Raw genomic sequence first — 20,332 nt, forward strand, 5'->3', positions numbered from 1 at the left:
GCAGCCTGCCTTAGGGGCTGTGCGTTAGCCGCATAGCCATTATGCCGATGACGAACAATGCACCCAGCTCCGGGTAAAAATGCTTGTTTCACACAGTTATTGGCGAAAGAGTGGCCACCGGATCAGTAGCCAAAAAAAACGGGAGCCCAAACGGGCTCCCGTACTCATTCTCAGAGAAATGCCGGTACAAACCTCACGCATGCACCAGCTACAACCTCACCTGCATCTCCAAAGAAACGCATGGCCAAGTGTGGCAAAAAAAACCACGGCACTCCGTTTAGCTTTGTTGCCGCTCTGCAACGAATTGTAAACAGCACAGATGAGTGGTCGGCGCGGCAAGCACACGGCAAAATGCCGCCCATGAATGAAAACTACCTCCCTGCATGTTGCACGCCGCTAAGAGAGCACTGGCCATTGGCGCATCCACTGCCGTCGCTGCGCCTTATTAGCACCCACTTTGACCCCGCGCTCTTGCATGTCGATGACTTCAGCCGTTGTGCAATCTCGCCGGTCAAGGGCGTTGCCAAGCGCCAAAGCGAACACCTCGCTGGCAGGCTCTGTGCCCGCGAAGCCTTGCGCCAGCTCACCGGCACAGCGTCTACGCCAGGTATTGGCGCAGACCGAGCCCCGCATTGGCCAAGCGGCACGCTCGGTTCAATCACCCACGGTAGCAATTGGGCCGGGGCAGTGGTGGGCCATTGCACGCAGTGGCGCGGACTAGGCCTGGATGTTGAACGCATCATACCGGCCAGCCGGGCTGAGCGATTGGCCGGAGAAATCCTCACCCCAGCCGAGCTGCAGCGCCTGCAAGGCATGAGTGATGAGCAACGAGCCCTGCGCATCAGCCTGACGTTCTCGCTCAAGGAGAGCCTGTTCAAGGCGCTCTACCCGCAAGTACTGCAACACTTCTATTTTCAGGATGCCGAGCTGCTCAGCGCTACCGCCGACAATAAAGCCTGTATGCGCTTACTGATCGACCTACACAGCGACTGGCCCGCAGGCAGTGAAGTGGCTGGCCAGTTTGCTGAATTCGATGGTTTTCTACTCAGCCTGATCAGCATCCCACGCTGATCTGTTCGCCGTAGCGCCCAATGCCAGGGGCAAATCCGCTAAACTCGGCCGATTGCCGCCTGGAGTGCCCTATGCGCGAAGATTTAAATCAAGGCCTGATCGATTTCCTCAAGGCCTCACCCACCCCCTTTCATGCCACCGCCAGCCTCGTTCAGCACCTTGAAGTGGCTGGTTTTCAGCATTTGGACGAACGCGCCAGCTGGCACACCGAAGCCGGTGGCCGTTACTACGTGACGCGCAACGACTCCTCGATCATCGCCTTCAAACTCGGCAAACGTTCGCCACTTGAAGGCGGTATCCGCCTGGTTGGCGCCCATACCGACAGCCCATGCCTGCGGGTCAAACCGCAGCCGGAACTGCAGCGCCAAGGCTTTTTCCAGCTCGGTGTCGAAGTATATGGCGGCGCACTGCTGGCCCCGTGGTTCGACCGCGACTTGTCGCTCGCTGGGCGCGTCACCTACCGCCGCGATGGCAAGGTGGAAAGCCAGCTGATTGATTTCCAGAGCCCGATTGCCGTGATCCCCAACTTGGCCATTCACCTTAATCGTGAAGCCAACCAGGGCTGGGCGATCAACCCACAAAACGAGCTGCCACCGATCCTCGCGCAGATCGCCGGCGATGAACCGGCCGACTTCCGTGCCCTGATCACCGATCAACTGGCCCGTGAACACGACTTCAGCGCTGATGCGGTGCTTGATTACGAGCTGAGCTTCTACGACACCCAGAGCGCCGCGGTGATTGGTCTGAACAGCGACTTTATCGCCGGCGCGCGACTGGACAACCTGCTGTCCTGCTACGCCGGGCTGCAAGCGCTACTGGCGGCGCCGGATGAAGAAAGCTGCGTACTGGTGTGCACCGACCACGAGGAAGTCGGCTCTTGCTCAGCCTGCGGTGCCGACGGCCCGATGCTCGAACAGGTGCTGCGTCGCGTACTGCCGGACGGCGATGCCTTCGTGCGTACCCTGCAGCGCTCGCTGCTGGTCTCGGCTGACAACGCCCACGGCGTGCACCCCAACTACGCCGACAAGCATGACGCCAACCACGGCCCAAAGCTCAACGCCGGTCCGGTGATCAAGATCAACAGCAACCAGCGCTACGCCACCAACAGCGAAACCGCCGGGTTCTTCCGTCACCTTTGCCTGGAAAACGAAGTGCCGGTGCAAAGTTTCGTCACCCGCAGCGACATGGGTTGCGGCTCGACTATCGGCCCGATCACCGCCAGCCAACTGGGCGTGCGTACCGTAGACATCGGCCTGCCGACCTTCGCTATGCACTCGATCCGCGAACTGGCCGGCAGCCATGACCTGGCGCATCTGGTGAAAGTGCTTACTGCGTTTTACGCCAGTGCTGAGTTGCCCTGATCGATGCCCCATAGAGCGGACATGCCGAAGGCTTGTCCGCCATCTGCTCGCCAGATTCGTAGCCCGGATGCAATCCGGGACAGACTATTAGCGTAACAACCGCTCCCGGATTTCATCCGGGCTACGGGCCTGCTACTCCGGCACCTCGACGCTCACATGCAGGGCGTCGTGGCGCCAGAATTCCAGGTCGCAATCAATCAGCCGGCCGTGTTGATCACGGTTGATCCGCACGATGCGCAGCGCCGGACTGCCAACAGCCACCTTTAACGCCGACGCCGCTTCGCTGTGCAACGCAGTGGGCACCATATCGAAACGCACCCGGCCGTAATGAATGCCGTACTCGCTGGCGTACAACTCGGTCAGCGAGCGGGTCAGGTCGTAATCCAGAATGCCGGCAAAGTAGTTGGGATTGAGGTAATGCTCGACGTACAGCACCAGTCGTCCGTCGATACGCCGCGCACGACGGATCTGATACACGCTGGACAGCGCCGGCAAGGCCAATAGCAGGCAAATCTCGGCGCTGGCCGGAATCAGCTTGGCACTCAACACTTCAGTGGCCGGCACTCGGCCTTGCTCACCGACCATCGCGTGAAAGTGGCTACGTACCAGCGGGTTGTAAGCCACGCGGGGAGGCGAAACAAACCAGCCGCGCCGTTCCTCACGGTAGATCAAGCCCTGCGCTTCAAGCTGGCCCAAGGCCTCACGCAAGGTGATCCGTGTGGTATCGAATACTTCGCTGAGCTTGCGCTCTGCCGGCAGCTGACAGCCCGACTGCAACAGGCCGTGTTCAATCTGCTCTTCCAATGCCCGGCATATAGCAGTGACTGCCCGCGGCGCTTCATCACGCATCAAGACCTCCATTATTGGACTAGTCCAGCCCCATTTAAGGGCAATAACCACTGCCTTCAGCGGACTTAAAAGCATGTTTCAAGTTTAAGCAGTCTTGATGAACAGGCTATGACAATAATCTTTCAACACATCCAGAAATCAGTAAAGTCCGGTTTTAAGAGGCATTAATCGCCTATTTGACGATGGTCTACGCTTGCAGATCACTAACCAGAAATATCAGCGCACAGCTGACCAATCACCAACGGACATAAAACCGTCATTAAACAAGCCTAAATTGGCTCAAGTTTTGCTGATCTAGACCAGACCATTCATATCGCAAAGGAGTTTCCAATGAAACAACTGCTGATGGCTTCACTGATGGGCTCGGCCATTGCCCTGGCAACCTCGGCCATGGCCGCCGACATGGATATGCAGGCACTGGAAAAAGCTGCACGTGCGGAAGGCGCGGTGAATAGCGTGGGCATGCCGGACTCCTGGGCCAACTGGAAAGACACCTGGGTTGACCTGGAGAAAACCTACGGCCTCAAGCACATGGATACCGACATGAGCTCGGCCCAGGAAATTGCCAAGTTCGCCGCTGAAAAAGACAACGCCACCGCCGATATCGGTGATGTGGGCGCAGCCTTCGGTCCTATTGCTGTGCAACAGGGCGTCACCCAACCGTTCAAACCCAGCAACTGGGAGCAGATTCCTGCCTGGGCCAAGGATGCAGACGGCCACTGGATGCTCGCCTACACCGGCTCCATCGCCTTTATCGTCAACAAGCAACTGGTAAAGGATATTCCGCACTCCTGGGCTGACCTGAAAAAAGGCACCTACAAAGTCAGCGCTGGCGATGTCAGCACCGCTGCACAAGCAGTTAACGGCGTATTGGCTGCCGCTATCGCCATGGGCGGTAATGAAAGCAACGTTAAACCGGCGCTGGAATTCTACGGTGAGCTGGCCAAGCAGGGCCGCCTGTCGCTGGCTAACCCAACCATCCAGACCCTGGAAAAAGGTGAAGTGGAAGTCGGCGTAGTGTGGGACTTCAACGGCCTGTCTTACCGCGACCAGATCGACCCAGAGCGTTTTGAAGTGCTGATCCCATCTGATGGTTCGGTTATTTCCGGCTACAGCACCATCATCAACAAATGGGCAAAAAACCCCAACGCCGCCAAGTTGGCGCGTGAATATATCCTCAGTGACGCCGGCCAGATCAACCTGGCCAAAGGCAATGCCCGGCCGATTCGCGCTGAGCACCTGACCCTGCCGGCCGACGTACAAGCCAAGCTGCTGCCGCAAGAACAGTACGCCAAGGTCCAGCCGATCAAGGATCCAGCTGCCTGGGAGGCCACGTCCAAAGCACTGCCGCGCCTGTGGCAGGAACACGTCATCATCAACATGAACTGATGCCGCTGCGATGCCATTAAACCGTAGCCCGGATGTAATCCGGGCTACGACCGACACGAGATCAGTCAATGAAACACAACGTCATCCTCGTGGTTCTGGATGGCCTGAGCTATCAGGTGGCTCAGCATGCGCTGGGTCATCTGCAGGCTTATTGCCAAGCCGGACGCGCCGCACTGTATAAGCTTGATTGTGAACTCCCAGCCTTATCCCGCCCACTGTATGAAACGATTTTGACCGGTGTTGCACCCATCGAGAGCGGCATCGTCAATAACGCTGTATCGCGCCTGTCGACCCAGCGCAGCATGTTCCACTACGCCCGCGACGCTGGCCTGATTACCGCTGCAGCGGCCTATCACTGGGTCAGCGAGCTGTATAACCGTTCCCCTTTCCAGGCCGCCCGTGATCGCCATACCAGCGATACCGAACTGCCTATCCAGTACGGCCACTTTTACTACGCCGACCACTACCCGGACTCGCACCTGTTCGCCGATGCCGACAGCCTGCGTCAACGCCATGCACCCAACTTGCTGCTGGTGCACCCGATGAATATCGACGATGCCGGCCACAAACATGGTCTGGACAGCGCGCAATACCGCAACAGCGCACGCATGGCCGATGTGCACTTGGCCGAATATATCCAGCCCTGGTTGGATGCCGGCTATCAGATTCTGGTGACCGCCGACCACGGCATGAACAACGACCGCTCGCACAATGGCCTGCTGCCGGAAGAACGCGAAGTGCCATTGCTGGTGCTCGGTAATGCGTTCAGCCTTGACCCCAACGCCCAGCCCAAACAGTTGGAGTTGTGCGGTACGGTCTGTGAGCTGCTCGGCGTAGCCCACGACAAACCTGTCTGCCGGGAGCTTTTATCGTGATATCTGCCCTGCGCGGCAAATGGCTGGCCTTGCTCTGCCTGCTACCATTTGCCTTGTTCTTTATCGCCTTTCAGATCGCCCCGCTCATCTGGGTGGCCAGTAACAGCCTGCACACCAGCGAGGGTTGGGGCCTGGGGAACTTCAGCGAAGCCTTTGCCTCGCCCTTTTACCGCCAAGCTATGCGCCACAGCCTGGAAGTAGCGTTCTGGTCGAGCTTGATCGGCATCAGTATCGCCATTCTCGGCAGTTACTCGCTGCGCCAGGTCGACAGCAAGTTGCGTGATTTCGTCATGGCGTTTTCCAGCATGACCAGCAACTTCTCCGGTGTACCGCTGGCGTTTGCCTTTGTCATTCTGCTCGGTTTTAACGGCGCGCTGACCATTCTGCTCAAGCAGGCGGGGATCATTGAGGACTTCAACCTCTACTCGAAAACCGGGCTGATCGTGCTCTACAGCTACTTCCAGATCCCCCTGGGTGTGTTGCTGCTGTATCCGGCCTTCGATGCCCTGCGTGAAGACTGGCGCGAGTCTGCCGAACTGCTCGGCGCGAGCAACTGGCAGTTCTGGCGTTATGTCGGCCTGCCGGTACTCACCCCAGCTCTGCTCGGCACCTTTGTGATTCTGCTGGCCAACGCCCTGGGGGCTTACGCCACGGTGTATGCGCTGACCACCGGCAACTTCAACATCCTGCCGATTCGTATTGCAGCCATGGTTTCGGGCGACATCTTCCTTGATCCGAATATGGCCAGCGCCCTGGCAATGATTCTGGTCGGGCTGATGACCCTGATTACCCTGGTTCACCAATGGCTGCTGCGCCGGAGCTACCATGTCTCACGCTGAAAAACGCTCGCCGCTGTTCCACCAGTTGGTGGTTTACACGCTGATGTTGATTTTGCTTATGCCGCTGCTCGGCACCCTGCTCTATTCACTGGCAACCAGCTGGTCGGCGAGCATTCTGCCCAGCGGGCTGACCTTCAAGTGGTACGTGGAGTTGTGGAGCGATATGCGCTTTCTGTCGGCGTTCGGTCGCTCTTTGCTGGTGTGCTTTGCCGCACTGGCTTTGTCGTTGGTATTGATTCTGCCGCTGCTGTTCGTGGTCAGTTATCACTTCCCCAAGCTCGATGCCGTGATGAATGTGCTGATCCTGCTGCCATTCGCCATTCCGCCGGTGGTCTCCTCGGTGGGTTTGATGCAGCTATTTGCCGGTGGTCCGCTGCCGATCCTTGGCACACCGTGGATCCTGATTGGCTGTTACTTCACCATCGCCCTGCCGTTTATGTACCGCGCGATCAGCAACAACCTGCAGGCGATCAACCTGCGCGATCTGATGGACGCCGCCCACTTGCTGGGTGCCAGCACCTGGCGCGCGGCCTTTATGGTGGTGCTGCCCAACCTGCGCAAAGGCCTGATGGTTTCGGTATTCCTCTCCTTTAGCTTCCTGTTCGGTGAGTTCGTTTTTGCCAACCTGCTGGTCGGCAGTCGCTACGAAACGCTGCAGGTGTACCTCTACAACATGCGCAACGGCAGTGGTCACTTCACCAGCGCCCTGGTGATTTCCTACTTTATGTTCGTGCTGCTGATGACCTGGGCGGCTAACCGCCTGAATAAGGACAAGTCATGAGTTATCTGAGTATTCAAGGCCTGCATAAAAGCTACGGCACCACATCGATTTTCAGCGATATCAACTGCGAGATCGACAAAGGCGAATTCATCACCCTGCTCGGCCCATCTGGCTGCGGCAAATCCACCCTGCTGCGCTGCATCGCAGGGTTAACCGGCGTCAATGGCGGGCAGATCCTCCTCGACGGCGAAGACCTGGTGCCGGTTGCCCCGCAAAAGCGTGGCATCGGCATGGTGTTCCAGAGCTACGCGCTGTTCCCCAACATGACGGTGCAGCAGAACGTCGCCTTTGGCTTGCGCATGCAGAAAGTCAAAGGCAGCGAGGCTGAACAACGAGTCAAGGAAGTGCTGGAGTTAGTCGAACTGAATGACTTCGCCAACCGCTACCCGCAGCAATTGTCCGGCGGTCAGTGCCAACGTGTCGCCCTGGCGCGTTCGCTGGTTACCCGCCCACGCCTGCTGCTGCTTGACGAACCCTTGTCGGCGCTGGATGCACGGATTCGCAAGCACCTGCGTGAGCAGATCCGCAACATCCAGCAGGAGCTGGGCCTGACCACCATCTTCGTCACCCATGACCAAGAAGAAGCGCTGGTCATGAGCGACCGCATCTTCCTGATGAACGGCGGCAAAATCGTCCAGAGCGGCGACGCCGAAACCCTCTACACCGCGCCGGCCGATGCCTTTGCCGCCGGTTTTATCGGCAACTACAACCTGCTCGACGCCGATGCCGCCAGCCGCCTGTTACTGCGCCCAATTCATAGCCGCGTGGCGATTCGCCCGGAGGCTATCCAGATCGGCGCACAGGGCAGCATCGAAGGGCAAATCCGCAGCCATCGCCTGCTCGGCAACGTAATCCGTTACAGCGTCGAAGCCCGCGGCGTCGAACTGCTGGTGGATGTACTCAATCGCTCCCCCGCTGACCTGCACGCCCGTGGTCAGCAGATCAACCTGAACATTGAAGACAACGCTATTTGTGAGGTGGCCTGATGGCCCTGGCAATTTTCGACCTGGACGAAACCCTGATCGGCGGCGACTGCGCCAGCCTCTGGACCCAGGAAATGGTCAAACTCGGCTGGGCCGACGCTGACAGCTTTATCGCCCGTGAGCAGGAGCTGATGCGCCTGTATGCTGCCGGCGAACTGGCCATGGAAGACTACATGGCCTTCACCCTCTCGCCCCTGGTTGGCCGCACGCCGGAAGAAGTTGCGCATGTGGTCGAGCCGTTTGTTGAAGACGTGATCGAGCCGATTTTCTACAGCGACGCCACCCGCTGCCTGGCCAACCACCGCGCCGCCGGCGACCGGCTGCTGGTGATTTCCGCCTCGGCGCATTTCCTGGTCAGCGCCATTGCCGCGCGCCTGAAAATCGAGGAAGTGCTGGCCATCAACCTGGAAGAGCAACATGGCCAGTACAGCGGCCGTACCCAGGGCGTACTGACCTACCGCGAAGGCAAGGTCAGCCGCCTGCGTGATTGGCTGCAGGAACAAGGCGAAGTGCTCGATGGCGCCTATTTCTACTCCGACTCACGCAACGACCTGCCGCTGCTGCAAGTGGTGGAAAACCCCCATGTGGTCAATCCCGATCCAACGTTGCTGGAGCATGCGCAACAGGCTGGCTGGCCGGTGCTGAGCTGGCGCTGATTTACCGCAGAAAGTGGCGCAAGTGCATAAGCACAGGCTATAAAGCGCCACGTTCCCAGTAGTGCGTGCGCCTTTATGCCCAACGATTCCCCCTTGACCGCCTACCAACACGCCATCGACCACGACGGTTTTAAATCCGACCCCGCGCAGTGGCTGGCAGCCCAAGCCCTGCACGACTGCCAACAAGCCTTGCAGCAGAATCCCACAAACCAAGCCGTGCATGGCGTGTACCTGTGGGGGCCGGTTGGCCGTGGCAAAACCTGGCTGATGGACATTTTCTACAAAGGTCTGCAAGTCCCGGCGCGGCGTCAGCACTTTCACCACTTTATGCGCTGGGTGCATATGCGCCTGTTCCAGCTCACGGGCACGCCTGACCCTTTGCAGGCGCTGGCGGTGGAGCTGAGTCACGAGGTCCGCGTGCTGTGTTTCGACGAGCTGTTCGTCAACGATATCGGCGACGCGATCATTCTCGGACGCTTGTTTCAGGTGATGTTCGAGCAAGGTGTGGTGCTGGTCGCCACCTCGAATCAACCACCGGAACTGCTCTACGCCGAAGGGTTCAACCGCGAGCGCTTTCTACCGGCAGTGGCAGCCTTGCAGCGGCATATGCAGGTGGTGAGCATCGATGGCGAGCAAGACCATCGCCTGCACCCCGGCACTGCGCAAATCCGCTACTGGGTCGCCACGCCGGGCTTGCCCAGTGTGCTGAGCAGGCAGTTCAGCGAACTGGCCGCCGGCAAGCCCAGCAGCGATCAACCCTTGAGCGTGGGCACGCGAACTGTCGCAATAGTGCGCAGCTGCGCCGACGTACTCTGGTGCCGTTTTACCGATCTATGCGATCAGCCGCTGGCCGCGCAGGACTTTATCGCCTTGTGCGACCGTTTCCGCGCCATCTTGCTGAGCGAAGTGCCGAACCTGAGCAGCGCACAACGCGAGGCGAAAATCGCCCGTGGCACCGAAGACGGTGTGGAGCGCGTACACGCGGGTGATCGGCAATTGCCGGCGCTGTCAGTCAAGGATGACAGCGTGCGACGCTTTATCGCCCTGGTGGATGAGTGCTACGACCGCAAAGTGCCGCTGTATCTCGAAGCCCAAGTGCCCTTGGCTGAACTCTATACCGAGGGTTACCTGAGTTTCGCCTTTCGCCGCACCCTGAGCCGCCTGCAGGAAATGCAACTGCAACGCTTCGGTGCCTAAACCGGCCGCTTAGCCGGCAAACAAAAGCCAGCACTGCTGGCGGTTGCTCAATCACGCTGCAACGCGGACAATCCTGTACAAGAATACAGTGATCAACGCCATGCCCGCCTTGCTGCCTCCCGAACTCTATTACCTCAACAACTTCCGCACTGCACTCGCCTGGGTGGCCGAGCGCTATGCCGATTTGCTGACAGCTGAAGAGCAGGTCTTTATTACAGCCTTCCATCAGCTGGAATGGCAGGCACAGGCGCTATTGGTGCGGATGATCATGCGCCGAGGCTGTCATTTCCGCCTGAGCAAACTCGACTACGCGGAAATTGGCGACTGCCTAAGCGCTGCCAAAGCCTTACTCAAATTGGACTGGGTGAGCGAACAGGCCGCGCTGAGTACCACTGAAATTACCGACTTGCTGCGCAAGGATGAACTGCTGCAGCACCTGCCCGTAACGGACCGGCGCGCCGCGCAGAAAAAGAGCGAGTTGATCGAGCAATTGCTGGCTCAGGCGTTACCCGCGCAAGCCTTTGCCGACTGGTGCCCGGGCCTGGATGATCGACTGCTGAGCCTGCAGGTCAGTGAACTCTGCGACCGCCTGCGCTTACTGTTCTTTGGCAATTTGGCGCAGGACTGGTCCGAGTTTGTCCTGGCCGATCTCGGCATTTATCGCTACGAGGCCGTGGACATCAGCCCGCAGTCGCGTGGTTTTCAGTGTCGGCAAGATGTCGACGACTACCTGCACCTACGCGAACTAAGGCTGCGCTTTGCCGAAGGCGAAGCCGTCGAGACGCTGTTGCCAACCCTGCTGACCTTCACATCAGCCAACCCTTATCTGTGCAGCCGGCAATCCCGCCTGTTGTTTCAAATCGCCCAGCAACTGGAAAAGCAGGGCGAGCTGGATGCGGCCCTGCCCCTCTATCAGCGCAGCGCCCATGAGCAAGCACGCTGGCGGCAGATTCGGGTGCTCGAACAACTGGGGCACGATGCCCAGGCCCATGAGCACGCGCTGACTTTCAGCCAACAGCCTGGCAGTGATGAAGAAAGCCAACGCCTTGAGCGCGCGCTAACACGCTTGAAGCGCAAACTCGGCTTGCCAGCAAACCCACGACCCAAAACACCTGCCCCGTCACGGCTCGACCTGAACTTGCCAGCACCGGCGCATGGCAGCGTGGAAATCGCTGTGCGCGATCACCTGCAGGAGGATGACGCGCCGGTGTACTACGTGGAGAACACCCTGCTCTGCAGCTTGTTCGGCCTGCTCTGTTGGGATGCCATCTTCGCGCCATTGCCCGGCGCGTTCTTTCATCCCTTTCACAATGGCCCGGTAGATCTTCACAGCGCGGAGTTTTACCCGAGACGCCAAGCACTGTTTGATGCGTGCTTGGCGCGGCTTGAACAACCCGACTACCCGCAGCTGCTGCTTGAGCGTTACCAGGCCAAATTCGGCATCCAGTCACCGTTCGTATTCTGGACGCTGCTTGATGAACCCTTGCTGCAAATGGCCCTGCAGTGCATTCCCGCGCAGCACCTACAAGCCTGCTTCAAGCGCATGCTGCTAGACCTCAGAGCTAACCGCGCGGGCATGCCTGACCTCATTCAGTTTTACCCGCAGCAACAGCGCTACCGCATGATCGAAGTAAAAGGCCCCGGCGACCGCCTGCAAGACAACCAGAAACGCTGGCTAGCGTTCGCCGCGCAACACAGCATTGCCGTCGATGTGTGTTACGTGAGCTGGCTTGAAGCATGAGTTATCGGGTCGCAGTACGCGCGCTGTGTGAGTTCACTGCCAAAGAAGGCGACCTCGACCTGCGCTTCACCCCGTCGCCCACCGCCCAGGAAGGCATGGCCGGCCATCAAACCGTGGTCGGCCGACGAGGTGAGCACTACCTCGCCGAATACCCCTTGAGCGGCAGCTATCAAGGGCTGCTGGTCAGTGGCCGAGCGGACGGCTATGACCCGGTGGCCAATCGCCTGGAAGAAATCAAAACCCACCGTGGCGACATTAGCCGTATCCCCGCCAACCATCGCTTGCTGCACTGGGCACAGGTCAAGGTGTATGGCTGGCTGCTCTGCCAGCAACTGGGTTTGCCAAAGCTGGAGCTGGCGGTGGTGTATTTCGACGTCATGAGCCACGCCGAGCATGCGTTTGTTGAAGAACTCAGCGCCGGCCAATTGCAACTCTTCTTCGAACAACAGTGCCGGCGCTTTCTGTTCTGGGCGCAACAGCAGGAAGCCCACCGCGAACAGCGTGACGATTACCTGAATACCTTGAGCTTCCCCTACCCGCAGTTTCGCCACGGCCAACGCCAGCTCGCCGAAGCGGTGTATCGCAGCGCCCGTGACGGCCACACCCTGCTGGCACAAGCCACCACGGGCATCGGCAAAACCCTCGGCACGCTGTTCCCGCAGCTCAAGGCCATGCCCGGCCAGCAACTGGATCGGCTGTTCTTCCTCACGGCCAAAACCCCCGGCCGGCGCTTGGCCCTCGATGCCTTGCACAGCCTGCGCGAACCCGAGCTTGCGACACCGTTACGCGTACTCGAGCACGTCGCGCGTGATAAAGCCTGCGAGCACCCGGACAAAAGCTGCCATGGTGAATCCTGCCCGCTGGCCAAGGGCTTTTATGATCGACTACCCGCCGCCCGCCTCGCCGCCTTGGAGCATGGCTGGCTAACCCATGAGCAGGTTCGGCGCATCGCCCTGCAACATCAGGTGTGCCCCTACTACCTCAGCCAGGAACTCTGCCGCTGGGCCGATGTGGTGGTGTGCGATTACAACTATTACTTCGACATGAGCGCCCTGCTCTATGGCCTGACGCTGCTCAATGAATGGCGCGTCGCCGTGCTGGTGGACGAGGCGCACAACCTGGTCGACCGCGCCCGAGGCATGTACACCGCCGAGCTTGATCAAGCCTTGTTTCACCAACTCTGCCAGCGTGCACCAGGCGGCTTGCGCAGCGCCCTGCAACGGGTCAGCCGACACTGGGAACAACTCAACCGGATGCAGGAAGGCGACTACCAGATTTATCCGCTGATCCCTGATCTATTTGTTGCCGCGCTGCAAAAGGCCGTCAGCGCGATCACCGACCACCTGACCGAACAACCCAACGGCAACGAGCCCATCCTGCTGCAGTTCTACCTGGATGCCATGCTGTTCTGCCGCCTGAGCGAAGCCTACGGCCCGCACTCACTGTTCGACATCAGCCGGCAAACAGCCCAGGCGCTGAGCATCGACACCACCTTGTGCCTACGCAACGTCGTTCCCGCGCCGTTTCTGGCCAGTCGCTTTAGCGACGCACATACCTCCACGCTGTTTTCCGCCACCCTGCGGCCAGACAACTATTACCGCGACCTGCTGGGCCTGCCCGAAGAAGCACAATGGCTGGACGTGGCCTCGCCCTTCGCCGCCGAACAGCTCAGCGTGCGCGTAGTGCGCAACCTGTCGACCCGCTACCAACATCGCGCTTCCAGTCTGGCCCCGATCTGCCGCCTGATGGCGCAACAGTACCGACAGCAACCCGGTAATTACTTGGCGTTCTTCAGCAGCTACGCCTACCTGGAGCAGGTGCGCGAGTTGTTCCGGTCACTGCACCCAGAGATTCCCACCAGCGTGCAAACCCGCAGCATGAACGAGGGCGAGCGCCAGAGTTTCCTCGATAACTTCACCCTGCACTCCGAGGGCATTGGCTTTGCCGTGCTCGGCGGCGCGTTCGGTGAAGGTATCGACCTGCCTGGCAAACGCTTGATCGGTGCGTTTATCGCCACCCTCGGCCTGCCGCAGGTCAACGAGGTTAATGAAGAAGTCAAAGCGCGCATGCAACAGATGTTCGGCGAGGCGCATGGCTACGATTACGCGTACCTCTATCCCGGCATCCAAAAGGTCGTGCAAGCCGCCGGCCGCGTGATCCGCACCACCGATGATCGCGGCGTGGTCTACCTGCTCGACGATCGCTTCGGCCAGAGCAAAATCAAAGACCTGCTACCGGCCTGGTGGAAGGTCGAGCCATACCGCCTGTGATGCGCTAAAACGCCTCTCGGCGTCCACAACCGGAGATATAAACCGAGCAAACCACATGCAATAAAAAGGCCGCTCGAAAGCGGCCTTTTCAATCCAGCAACAACGCTAGTCAGCCAAACGCCAAGTCGTAGCGCCCTTGCTGTCTTCCAGCACCACGCCCATGGCGGTTATCTGGTCGCGGATGCGGTCAGACTCAGCCCAGTTCTTCTCGGCGCGAGCTTGCAGACGCGCCGCGATCAAGGCTTCAACCTCAGCCGCATCAACCTTGCCAGCAGCACCTGCCTGCAGAAACGCCTCAGGCTCAAGCTGCAGCACACCCAGCACACCCGCCAGTTCCTGCAAACGTGCAGCAAGACCAGCAGCCGCGTGCACATCGCTGTCACGCAGACGGTTGATCTCACGCGCCAACTCGAACAGCACGGCGCAGGCTTCTGGCGAGTTGAAGTCATCGTCCATGGCCGCAGCAAAGCGCTCAACAAAGGCCTCACCGCCCGCCGCAGCGACTTTAGGCAAGCCTTTGAGTGCGTTGTAGAAGCGCTCAAGCGCGCCCTTGGCTTCGCGCAGGCTGTCTTCGGAGTAGTTGATCGCGCTGCGGTAGTGGCTGGACACCAGCAAGTAGCGCACCACCTCTGGGTGATACTTCTCCAGCACCTCACGAATGGTGAAGAAATTGCCCAGGCTCTTGGACATCTTCTCGCCATCCACGCGTACCGCGCCGGCGTGCATCCAGGCATTGGCGTAAAGCTTGCCGGTGGCCGCCTCGCTCTGCGCGATTTCGTTCTCGTGGTGCGGGAACACCAGGTCCGGGCCACCGCCGTGAATGTCGAAGGTCTCACCCAAGCAGCAGGTCGACATCACCGAGCACTCGATATGCCAGCCTGGGCGACCTGCGCCCCACGGCGACTGCCAGCTCGGCTCGCCCGGCTTGACGCCCTTCCACAAGACAAAATCCAGTGGGTCCTGTTTGGCTTCATCAACCTCGATGCGCGCACCGATTTTCAGGTCTTCGATTTTCTTGCGCGACAGCTTGCCGTAGCCGACGAATTTGCCGACGCGGTAATACACATCACCATTGCCGGGGGCATAGGCAAAGCCTTTGTCGATCAGGGTTTGAATCATCTGATGCATGCCGGCGATATGATCAGTGGCGCGAGGCTCCTGATCGGGTCGCAGCACATTCAGGCGCGCTTCGTCTTCATGCATGGCCGCGATCATGCGCTCGACCAGTGCCTCGAACGGCTCGCCATTGTCATTGGCGCGCTTGATGATCTTGTCGTCGATGTCGGTGATATTGCGTACGTAGGTCACCTCATAGCCGCGATGGCGCAGCCAGCGAGTCACCACATCGAACGCCACCATCACCCGCGCATGACCGATATGACAGAAGTCATAAACCGTCATGCCGCACACGTACATGCGCACCTGGTTACCCACCAGCGGTTTCAAGACATCTTTGCTTTTGGTCAGCGTGTTGTAGATCGAGAGCATCGGGATTCCTTGGAAAACCACGGGCCAGCATACCGACCCGGTTCTAATCAAAGCCTGTGAGCATCGCGCCTATTGCGGATATTGCGAGCTGAAGCGCGGCGGCTTTAACGCCGCCTCGCTAATGCGCCGCAGATCCGGCCAGGTTTAAGCCCAGGAGTCGCGTAGGGTCACAGTGCGGTTAAACACCGGCGCACCCGGCTGGCTGTCTTTGATATCGGCACAGAAGTAGCCTTCTCGCTCGAACTGGAAGCGTTCTTCCGGTACGGCATTGGCCAGCGACGGCTCGGCGCGACAGCCCTTGAGCACCACCAGCGAGTCCGGGTTGATGTTATCGAGGAAGCTGCCGCCCTCTTCGTCCTTCTCCGGGTTGGCGGAGCGGAATAAACGGTCGTACAGGCGCACTTCACACTCAACGCTTTCAGCCGCCGGCACCCAGTGGATCACGCCCTTGACCTTGCGACCTTCGGGGTTCTTGCCCAGGGTGTTTTCGTCATAGCTGCAACGCAGTTCGACGATGTTGCCGTCAGCATCCTTGATCGCTTCGTCAGCGCGAATCACGTAGCTGCCGCGCAGACGGGCTTCGCCACCAGGGATCAGACGCTTGAAGCCGGCCGGCGGGACTTCTTCAAAGTCGCCTGCATCGATATAGATTTCACGACTGAACGGCAACACGCGCACGCCCATATCCTGTTTCGGATGGCGCGCCAGCTCCAGGTTCTCGATCTGACCTTCTGGGTAGTTGGTGATCACGACTTTCAGCGGTTTGAGCACGCACATGGCGCGCGCGGCGTTGGCGTCGAGGTCGTCACGGATGGCAAATTCAAGCATGCCCACATCCACCACGCCGCCCGCGCGGTTGACGCCGATCATGTCGCAGAAGGTGCGGATCGACGCAGGGGTGTAACCACGACGGCGGAAACCCGAGAGGGTCGACATACGCGGGTCATCCCAGCCATTGACGTGCTTCTCATCAACAAGCTGCTTGAGCTTGCGCTTGCTGGTGATGGTGTAATTCAAGTTAAGGCGCGCAAATTCGTACTGACGCGGCTGCGCCGGCACCGGCAATTGCGCCAGGAACCATTCGTACAGCGGGCGATGGTCTTCAAACTCCAAGGTGCAGATAGAGTGCGTCACGCCTTCGATGGCGTCCGACTGGCCGTGGGTGAAGTCATAGCTCGGGTAGATGCACCACTTGTCACCCGTCTGGTGGTGATGGGCATGGCGAATGCGATAGAGGATCGGGTCGCGCAGGTTGATGTTCGGCGAGGCCATGTCGATCTTCGCGCGCAGCGAACGCACGCCATCAGCGAATTCGCCGGCCTTCATGCGGGCGAACAGATCAAGGTTCTCTTCGACGGAGCGCTCACGGAACGGGCTGTTCTTACCCGGCTCAGTCAAGCTACCGCGGTAAGCGCGCATTTCTTCGCCATTAAGGTCACAGACAAATGCCTTGCCCGCTTTGATCAGCTCAATGGCCCAATCATGCAGTTGGTCGAAGTAGTTAGAGGCATAACGCTCCTCACCGGCCCACTGAAACCCCAGCCATTGCACATCACTCTTGATCGCGTCGATGTACTCCTGATCTTCCTTGGCCGGATTGGTGTCATCAAAGCGCAAATTGCACTCGCCACCAAACTCCTTGGCCAGGCCGAAGTTCAAGCAGATCGATTTGGCATGGCCGATATGCAGGTAGCCGTTGGGCTCCGGAGGAAAGCGGGTGATAATTTTCGCGTGTTTGCCGGCGTCCAGATCAGCCTGAACGATAGGACGAAGAAAGTTAGCGGCGGCGACAGTTTCTGGCTTGCTCATGGGGTCCTTGGCGAGTACGGGGCGCTGTTCAGAGCCAATTCAAACAGGTGTCAGTGCTAGCTAAACGGTGGCGAATCTGACCAAAAAGCAGCGTTTACTGAGGTAAACGAGCATTCAGGGGACGCTTTCAATGCCGTATAGCCAATATGCAGCAACTTGTTGACTGGCTCGTCAGGGTAGGCCGACTTATACAAAGCGCTTATCATAGCCGAAGCTGTCAACCCCCTGACAGGCCCACGAACCGCTTCAACTGCCTTTACTGGAAATTGAACCGGCGTACGGATTTATCGACAGAGCGATTACCTACATGATCAAGCTGCACACCAACCACGGCGTTATCACCCTTAACCTGTTTGAAGACAAAGCGCCGGAAACCGTGGCCAACTTCAAGCAATACGTCAAAGAAGGTCATTACGACAACACCGTTTTCCACCGGGTAATCAGTAACTTCATGATCCAGGGCGGTGGCTTTGAGCCGGGCATGAAGCAGAAAACTACCCGCGCACCAATCAAGAACGAAGCTAACAACGGCGTAGCCAACAAAATCGGCACCGTAGCCATGGCCCGCACCATGGAGCCGCATTCAGCCTCCGCACAATTCTTTATCAACGTGGGTGACAACAGCTTCCTCAACCACAGCGCGCCGACCGTTCAAGGCTGGGGCTATGCGGTATTTGGTGAAGTGGTTGAAGGCATGGACGTGGTTGAGGCAATCAAAGCCGTGGACACCACCAGCAAATCTGGCCACCAGGATGTACCGGTTGAAGACGTAATCATCGAGCGCGCCGAGATCGTCGAATAGATTTTAATGAGTATTCTACTGATCTCAGATTTGCATTTAGAACAGGAGCGCCCGGATATCAGCCGGGCGTTTCTGCATTTTCTCGAAACTCGCGCAATTCACGCCGACGCCCTGTACATCCTCGGCGACTTCTTCGAAGTGTGGATCGGCGACGATGCCATCACGCCATTTCAACGCACGATTGCCCAAGCGCTGCGCAACCTCAGCGAACGCGGCACGCGCATCTATCTGATGCATGGCAATCGTGACTTCCTGATCGGCAAAGCCTTTTGCCAGGAAGCGGGTTGCACCTTATTACCTGACCCGTGCGTGATCGAACTTAACGGCGAGCGCACGCTACTGATGCACGGCGACAGCTTGTGCACCCAGGACATCAGCTATATGAAGTTGCGCCGCTGGCTGCGCAACCCTATTTCCAAGTTTGTCTTGCGCAACCTGCCGCTGAGCACACGGCAAAAGCTGGCGCGCAAGCTGCGCAATGAAAGCCGCACGCAAACCCGCATGAAAGCCAGCGAAATAGTCGACGTCACCCCAGGTGAAGTACCACTCATCATGGCAGCTCACCGCGTGCGCACCCTGATCCACGGCCACACCCATCGACCGGCAACCCATCAGCTGCAGGTCAATGGCCAGCCTGCCCAACGCATCGTCCTCGGTGACTGGGATAAACAGGGCTGGGCGCTGCAAGTTGACCGCCAGGGACTGCAACAAAGCGCCTTCGAACTGGCTCCTGCTTGAAACTTTGACGGCGCGCACAAAGCACTGAACGGCTCCTCTTGACGGACGATTCGTCGATCATCAGCATCGGCGACCTCAAAACGCCATCAGGGACCGATCATGCTGATCAACAAGGAACACATCCTAAAATACGCCATTGCCCCCGCCGTACTGGTTGCGGCGAGCTTCGTGATATTCAACGGCGTGTTTTTCTACAACGAATCCGGTTTTGCCACTCACGTGCGCACCATCTTTGGCGAAGAAAAAGTGGTCGATGACGTCGGCTACGCTACCAAGTGGTTCGGCCGCGCCACTGCCTGGAAAAAGGCCCTAAGCGTGCAATCGGTGCTCACCGAAGCCCTGGCCATCGACGACAGCAGCGACAACGATTCGCTTGGCGCCACCATCGAAGCCTTCCCCATCGTGTTTCTTGGCAACGTCGATGCCAAAGTTGAATCCTCCGCCCGCTTTCGCCTGCCTGCAGGCGAGCCATTCCTGAAAATCGCCCAGGAATACCGCAACCCGGAAAACTTCATCAAAACCGCCCTAGTTCCGGCCATCAAAGAAACCCTGCAAGCTACGGCCTCGCTGATGAGCGCTGACGACTTCTATGCCGGCGCACGTAGCGAGTTCGCCGCCGAGTTCGAAAACCAGCTCAACGATGGTCTGTACCTGATCAAACGTAAGGAAATCCGTGGCCCACGTGGTCATCAACCTAGCCAGACGGCTATTCTGCAGGCCGGTACTGAGCAAGGTGCGTTCGGTGACAACAATGTCAGCCAATTCGTCACCGAGAAGGTCATGGACAGCAAAGGCATCCCGGTGCGCAAGCAGCAGCAGTTCCGTAAATATGGCGTAGAAGTTGTTGAAGCGCGCATCACCAACGTCGACCCCAACCCGCAATACAAGCAGCGCATGGTCAAGGTGCAACAAGCACTCGCTGAACTCGCCGTGGCAAGGCAAAACCGCTTGAAGGAAGAGGAAGAAAAGCTACTGGTCACCGCTCGCGGTGAAAAAGAAGTAGAAGCGCGCCGCCAGGAAACCCTGCGCGATCAGATTGAACGCACCACCCAAGCGGAAACCGAAAAGCAACTGGCACGAATCAATGCCGAACGGGAAAAAGGCCGCGCCGAGATCGAGAAACAAACCGCCGAGTTACTGCGCGACAAAGCAGCTATCACTGCCGATGCAACAAAAATCACCGCCGACGCCGATGCCTATGCGCGTGAAGCGGTGATCAAGGCTGACGGCGCGCTACAACCCAAGCTCGATGCACTGGTTGCCATCAACAAAGTTTGGGCCGAAGCCGCTGCCCAGGCACCAGTTCCCAGCGTGATGATGGGCGGTGGTAACGAAGGTGCCAGCAGCCGTCAGGATGAAATCAGCCAACTGATGGGCGTATTGGCCACTAAAGCCGCACGTGACTTGTCACTGGACCTGAAAGTGCAGCAATAGCAGCGCGGCGATCCTAGAAAAAAGCGCCCTCCTGGGCGCTTTTTTGGTT

At 58.7% G+C, this 20,332-nt stretch carries 17 protein-coding genes; 14 read left to right on the forward strand and 3 right to left on the reverse strand.

Annotated features, from left to right (window positions below; all coding sequences use genetic code 11):
• Positions 1-351: 351 nt before the first annotated feature.
• Together VCA57_RS21785 and VCA57_RS21790 are read left to right on the forward strand one after the other, a co-directional pair.
• Entirely contained in the window at positions 352-1,071 is a 720-nt protein-coding gene (locus VCA57_RS21785; protein ID WP_411187567.1) for a 4'-phosphopantetheinyl transferase family protein, read from the forward strand.
• Positions 1,072-1,142: 71 nt separating this feature from the next.
• On the forward strand, positions 1,143-2,432 hold the full coding sequence (locus tag VCA57_RS21790; RefSeq protein ID WP_411187569.1) for a M18 family aminopeptidase: 1,290 nt from the start codon (positions 1,143-1,145) through the stop codon (positions 2,430-2,432).
• Positions 2,433-2,564: 132 nt separating this feature from the next.
• On the opposite strand, the gene VCA57_RS21795 is transcribed toward VCA57_RS21790, so the two are convergent.
• Positions 2,565-3,281, reverse strand: coding sequence for a UTRA domain-containing protein (locus VCA57_RS21795; RefSeq protein ID WP_411187571.1), 717 nt, complete (start codon positions 3,279-3,281; stop codon positions 2,565-2,567).
• 330 nt (positions 3,282-3,611) lie between these two features.
• Between VCA57_RS21795 and VCA57_RS21800 the strand changes: the two genes are divergently transcribed.
• The 9 genes from VCA57_RS21800 (at position 3,612) to VCA57_RS21840 (ending at position 14,012) form a co-directional block, all read left to right on the forward strand.
• Positions 3,612-4,670, forward strand: a complete 1,059-nt coding sequence (locus tag VCA57_RS21800) for an ABC transporter substrate-binding protein (RefSeq protein WP_411187574.1) — start codon at positions 3,612-3,614, stop codon at positions 4,668-4,670.
• A 68-nt stretch (positions 4,671-4,738) separates the two neighbouring features.
• The gene (locus tag VCA57_RS21805; RefSeq protein ID WP_411187576.1) at positions 4,739-5,545 is read left to right on the forward strand and encodes an alkaline phosphatase family protein; all 807 of its coding nucleotides are present in this window, start codon (positions 4,739-4,741) and stop codon (positions 5,543-5,545) included.
• Positions 5,545-6,384, forward strand: a complete 840-nt coding sequence (locus VCA57_RS21810; RefSeq protein ID WP_411187808.1) for an ABC transporter permease — start codon at positions 5,545-5,547, stop codon at positions 6,382-6,384. The genes VCA57_RS21805 and VCA57_RS21810 overlap by 1 nt, the downstream gene beginning before the upstream one ends.
• Positions 6,371-7,165, forward strand: coding sequence for an ABC transporter permease (locus tag VCA57_RS21815; protein ID WP_411187578.1), 795 nt, complete (start codon positions 6,371-6,373; stop codon positions 7,163-7,165). The genes VCA57_RS21810 and VCA57_RS21815 overlap by 14 nt, the downstream gene beginning before the upstream one ends.
• The gene (locus VCA57_RS21820; protein WP_411187580.1) at positions 7,162-8,151 is read left to right on the forward strand and encodes an ABC transporter ATP-binding protein; all 990 of its coding nucleotides are present in this window, start codon (positions 7,162-7,164) and stop codon (positions 8,149-8,151) included. The genes VCA57_RS21815 and VCA57_RS21820 overlap by 4 nt, the downstream gene beginning before the upstream one ends.
• Positions 8,151-8,804, forward strand: a complete 654-nt coding sequence (locus VCA57_RS21825) for an HAD family hydrolase (RefSeq protein WP_411187582.1) — start codon at positions 8,151-8,153, stop codon at positions 8,802-8,804. The genes VCA57_RS21820 and VCA57_RS21825 overlap by 1 nt, the downstream gene beginning before the upstream one ends.
• Before the next feature lie 75 nt (positions 8,805-8,879).
• Positions 8,880-10,001 (forward strand): cell division protein ZapE, encoded by a 1,122-nt coding sequence (zapE, locus tag VCA57_RS21830; RefSeq protein WP_411187584.1) that lies wholly within the window; start codon positions 8,880-8,882, stop codon positions 9,999-10,001.
• A 100-nt stretch (positions 10,002-10,101) separates the two neighbouring features.
• Positions 10,102-11,742 (forward strand): VRR-NUC domain-containing protein, encoded by a 1,641-nt coding sequence (locus VCA57_RS21835; protein ID WP_411187586.1) that lies wholly within the window; start codon positions 10,102-10,104, stop codon positions 11,740-11,742.
• Positions 11,739-14,012: an ATP-dependent DNA helicase gene (locus VCA57_RS21840; protein ID WP_411187589.1), complete on the forward strand. Its 2,274-nt coding sequence runs from the start codon at positions 11,739-11,741 to the stop codon at positions 14,010-14,012. Before VCA57_RS21835 ends, VCA57_RS21840 begins: the two co-directional genes overlap by 4 nt.
• 105 nt (positions 14,013-14,117) lie before the next feature.
• Here the strand turns inward: VCA57_RS21840 and cysS are convergent, their stop codons facing one another.
• Complete coding sequence (cysS, locus tag VCA57_RS21845; protein ID WP_411187591.1) at positions 14,118-15,500, reverse strand: cysteine--tRNA ligase; 1,383 nt, start codon at positions 15,498-15,500, stop codon at positions 14,118-14,120.
• A 144-nt stretch (positions 15,501-15,644) separates the two neighbouring features.
• Positions 15,645-17,309, reverse strand: a complete 1,665-nt coding sequence (locus tag VCA57_RS21850) for a glutamine--tRNA ligase/YqeY domain fusion protein (protein ID WP_411187593.1) — start codon at positions 17,307-17,309, stop codon at positions 15,645-15,647.
• A gap of 307 nt (positions 17,310-17,616) precedes the next feature.
• Between VCA57_RS21850 and VCA57_RS21855 the strand changes: the two genes are divergently transcribed.
• The 3 genes from VCA57_RS21855 (at position 17,617) to VCA57_RS21865 (ending at position 20,283) form a co-directional block, all read left to right on the forward strand.
• Positions 17,617-18,111, forward strand: a complete 495-nt coding sequence (locus VCA57_RS21855) for a peptidylprolyl isomerase (protein WP_411187595.1) — start codon at positions 17,617-17,619, stop codon at positions 18,109-18,111.
• 6 nt (positions 18,112-18,117) lie between these two features.
• A complete protein-coding gene (gene lpxH / locus VCA57_RS21860; protein ID WP_411187597.1) occupies positions 18,118-18,849 on the forward strand; it encodes a UDP-2,3-diacylglucosamine diphosphatase in 732 nt (243 codons plus the stop codon).
• Positions 18,850-18,948: 99 nt separating this feature from the next.
• Positions 18,949-20,283: an SPFH domain-containing protein gene (locus VCA57_RS21865; protein WP_411187598.1), complete on the forward strand. Its 1,335-nt coding sequence runs from the start codon at positions 18,949-18,951 to the stop codon at positions 20,281-20,283.
• Positions 20,284-20,332: the final 49 nt, after the last annotated feature.

The sequence above is a fragment of the Pseudomonas sp. genome, assembly GCF_046581935.1.
In the GTDB taxonomy this organism is placed as follows: domain Bacteria; phylum Pseudomonadota; class Gammaproteobacteria; order Pseudomonadales; family Pseudomonadaceae; genus Aquipseudomonas.

Bases quoted from the DNA above. Each gene is read 5' to 3' on its own strand.
- VCA57_RS21785 (WP_411187567.1), top strand. From the start codon at position 352: ATGCCGCCCATGAATGAAAACTACCTCCCTGCATGTTGCACGCCGCTA.
- VCA57_RS21790 (WP_411187569.1), top strand. From the start codon at position 1,143: ATGCGCGAAGATTTAAATCAAGGCCTGATCGATTTCCTCAAGGCCTCA.
- VCA57_RS21795 (WP_411187571.1), bottom strand. From the start codon at position 3,281: ATGCGTGATGAAGCGCCGCGGGCAGTCACTGCTATATGCCGGGCATTG.
- VCA57_RS21800 (WP_411187574.1), top strand. From the start codon at position 3,612: ATGAAACAACTGCTGATGGCTTCACTGATGGGCTCGGCCATTGCCCTG.
- VCA57_RS21805 (WP_411187576.1), top strand. From the start codon at position 4,739: ATGAAACACAACGTCATCCTCGTGGTTCTGGATGGCCTGAGCTATCAG.
- VCA57_RS21815 (WP_411187578.1), top strand. From the start codon at position 6,371: ATGTCTCACGCTGAAAAACGCTCGCCGCTGTTCCACCAGTTGGTGGTT.
- VCA57_RS21820 (WP_411187580.1), top strand. From the start codon at position 7,162: ATGAGTTATCTGAGTATTCAAGGCCTGCATAAAAGCTACGGCACCACA.
- VCA57_RS21825 (WP_411187582.1), top strand. From the start codon at position 8,151: ATGGCCCTGGCAATTTTCGACCTGGACGAAACCCTGATCGGCGGCGAC.
- zapE (WP_411187584.1), top strand. From the start codon at position 8,880: ATGCCCAACGATTCCCCCTTGACCGCCTACCAACACGCCATCGACCAC.
- VCA57_RS21835 (WP_411187586.1), top strand. From the start codon at position 10,102: ATGCCCGCCTTGCTGCCTCCCGAACTCTATTACCTCAACAACTTCCGC.
- VCA57_RS21840 (WP_411187589.1), top strand. From the start codon at position 11,739: ATGAGTTATCGGGTCGCAGTACGCGCGCTGTGTGAGTTCACTGCCAAA.
- cysS (WP_411187591.1), bottom strand. From the start codon at position 15,500: ATGCTCTCGATCTACAACACGCTGACCAAAAGCAAAGATGTCTTGAAA.
- VCA57_RS21850 (WP_411187593.1), bottom strand. From the start codon at position 17,309: ATGAGCAAGCCAGAAACTGTCGCCGCCGCTAACTTTCTTCGTCCTATC.
- VCA57_RS21855 (WP_411187595.1), top strand. From the start codon at position 17,617: ATGATCAAGCTGCACACCAACCACGGCGTTATCACCCTTAACCTGTTT.
- lpxH (WP_411187597.1), top strand. From the start codon at position 18,118: ATGAGTATTCTACTGATCTCAGATTTGCATTTAGAACAGGAGCGCCCG.
- VCA57_RS21865 (WP_411187598.1), top strand. From the start codon at position 18,949: ATGCTGATCAACAAGGAACACATCCTAAAATACGCCATTGCCCCCGCC.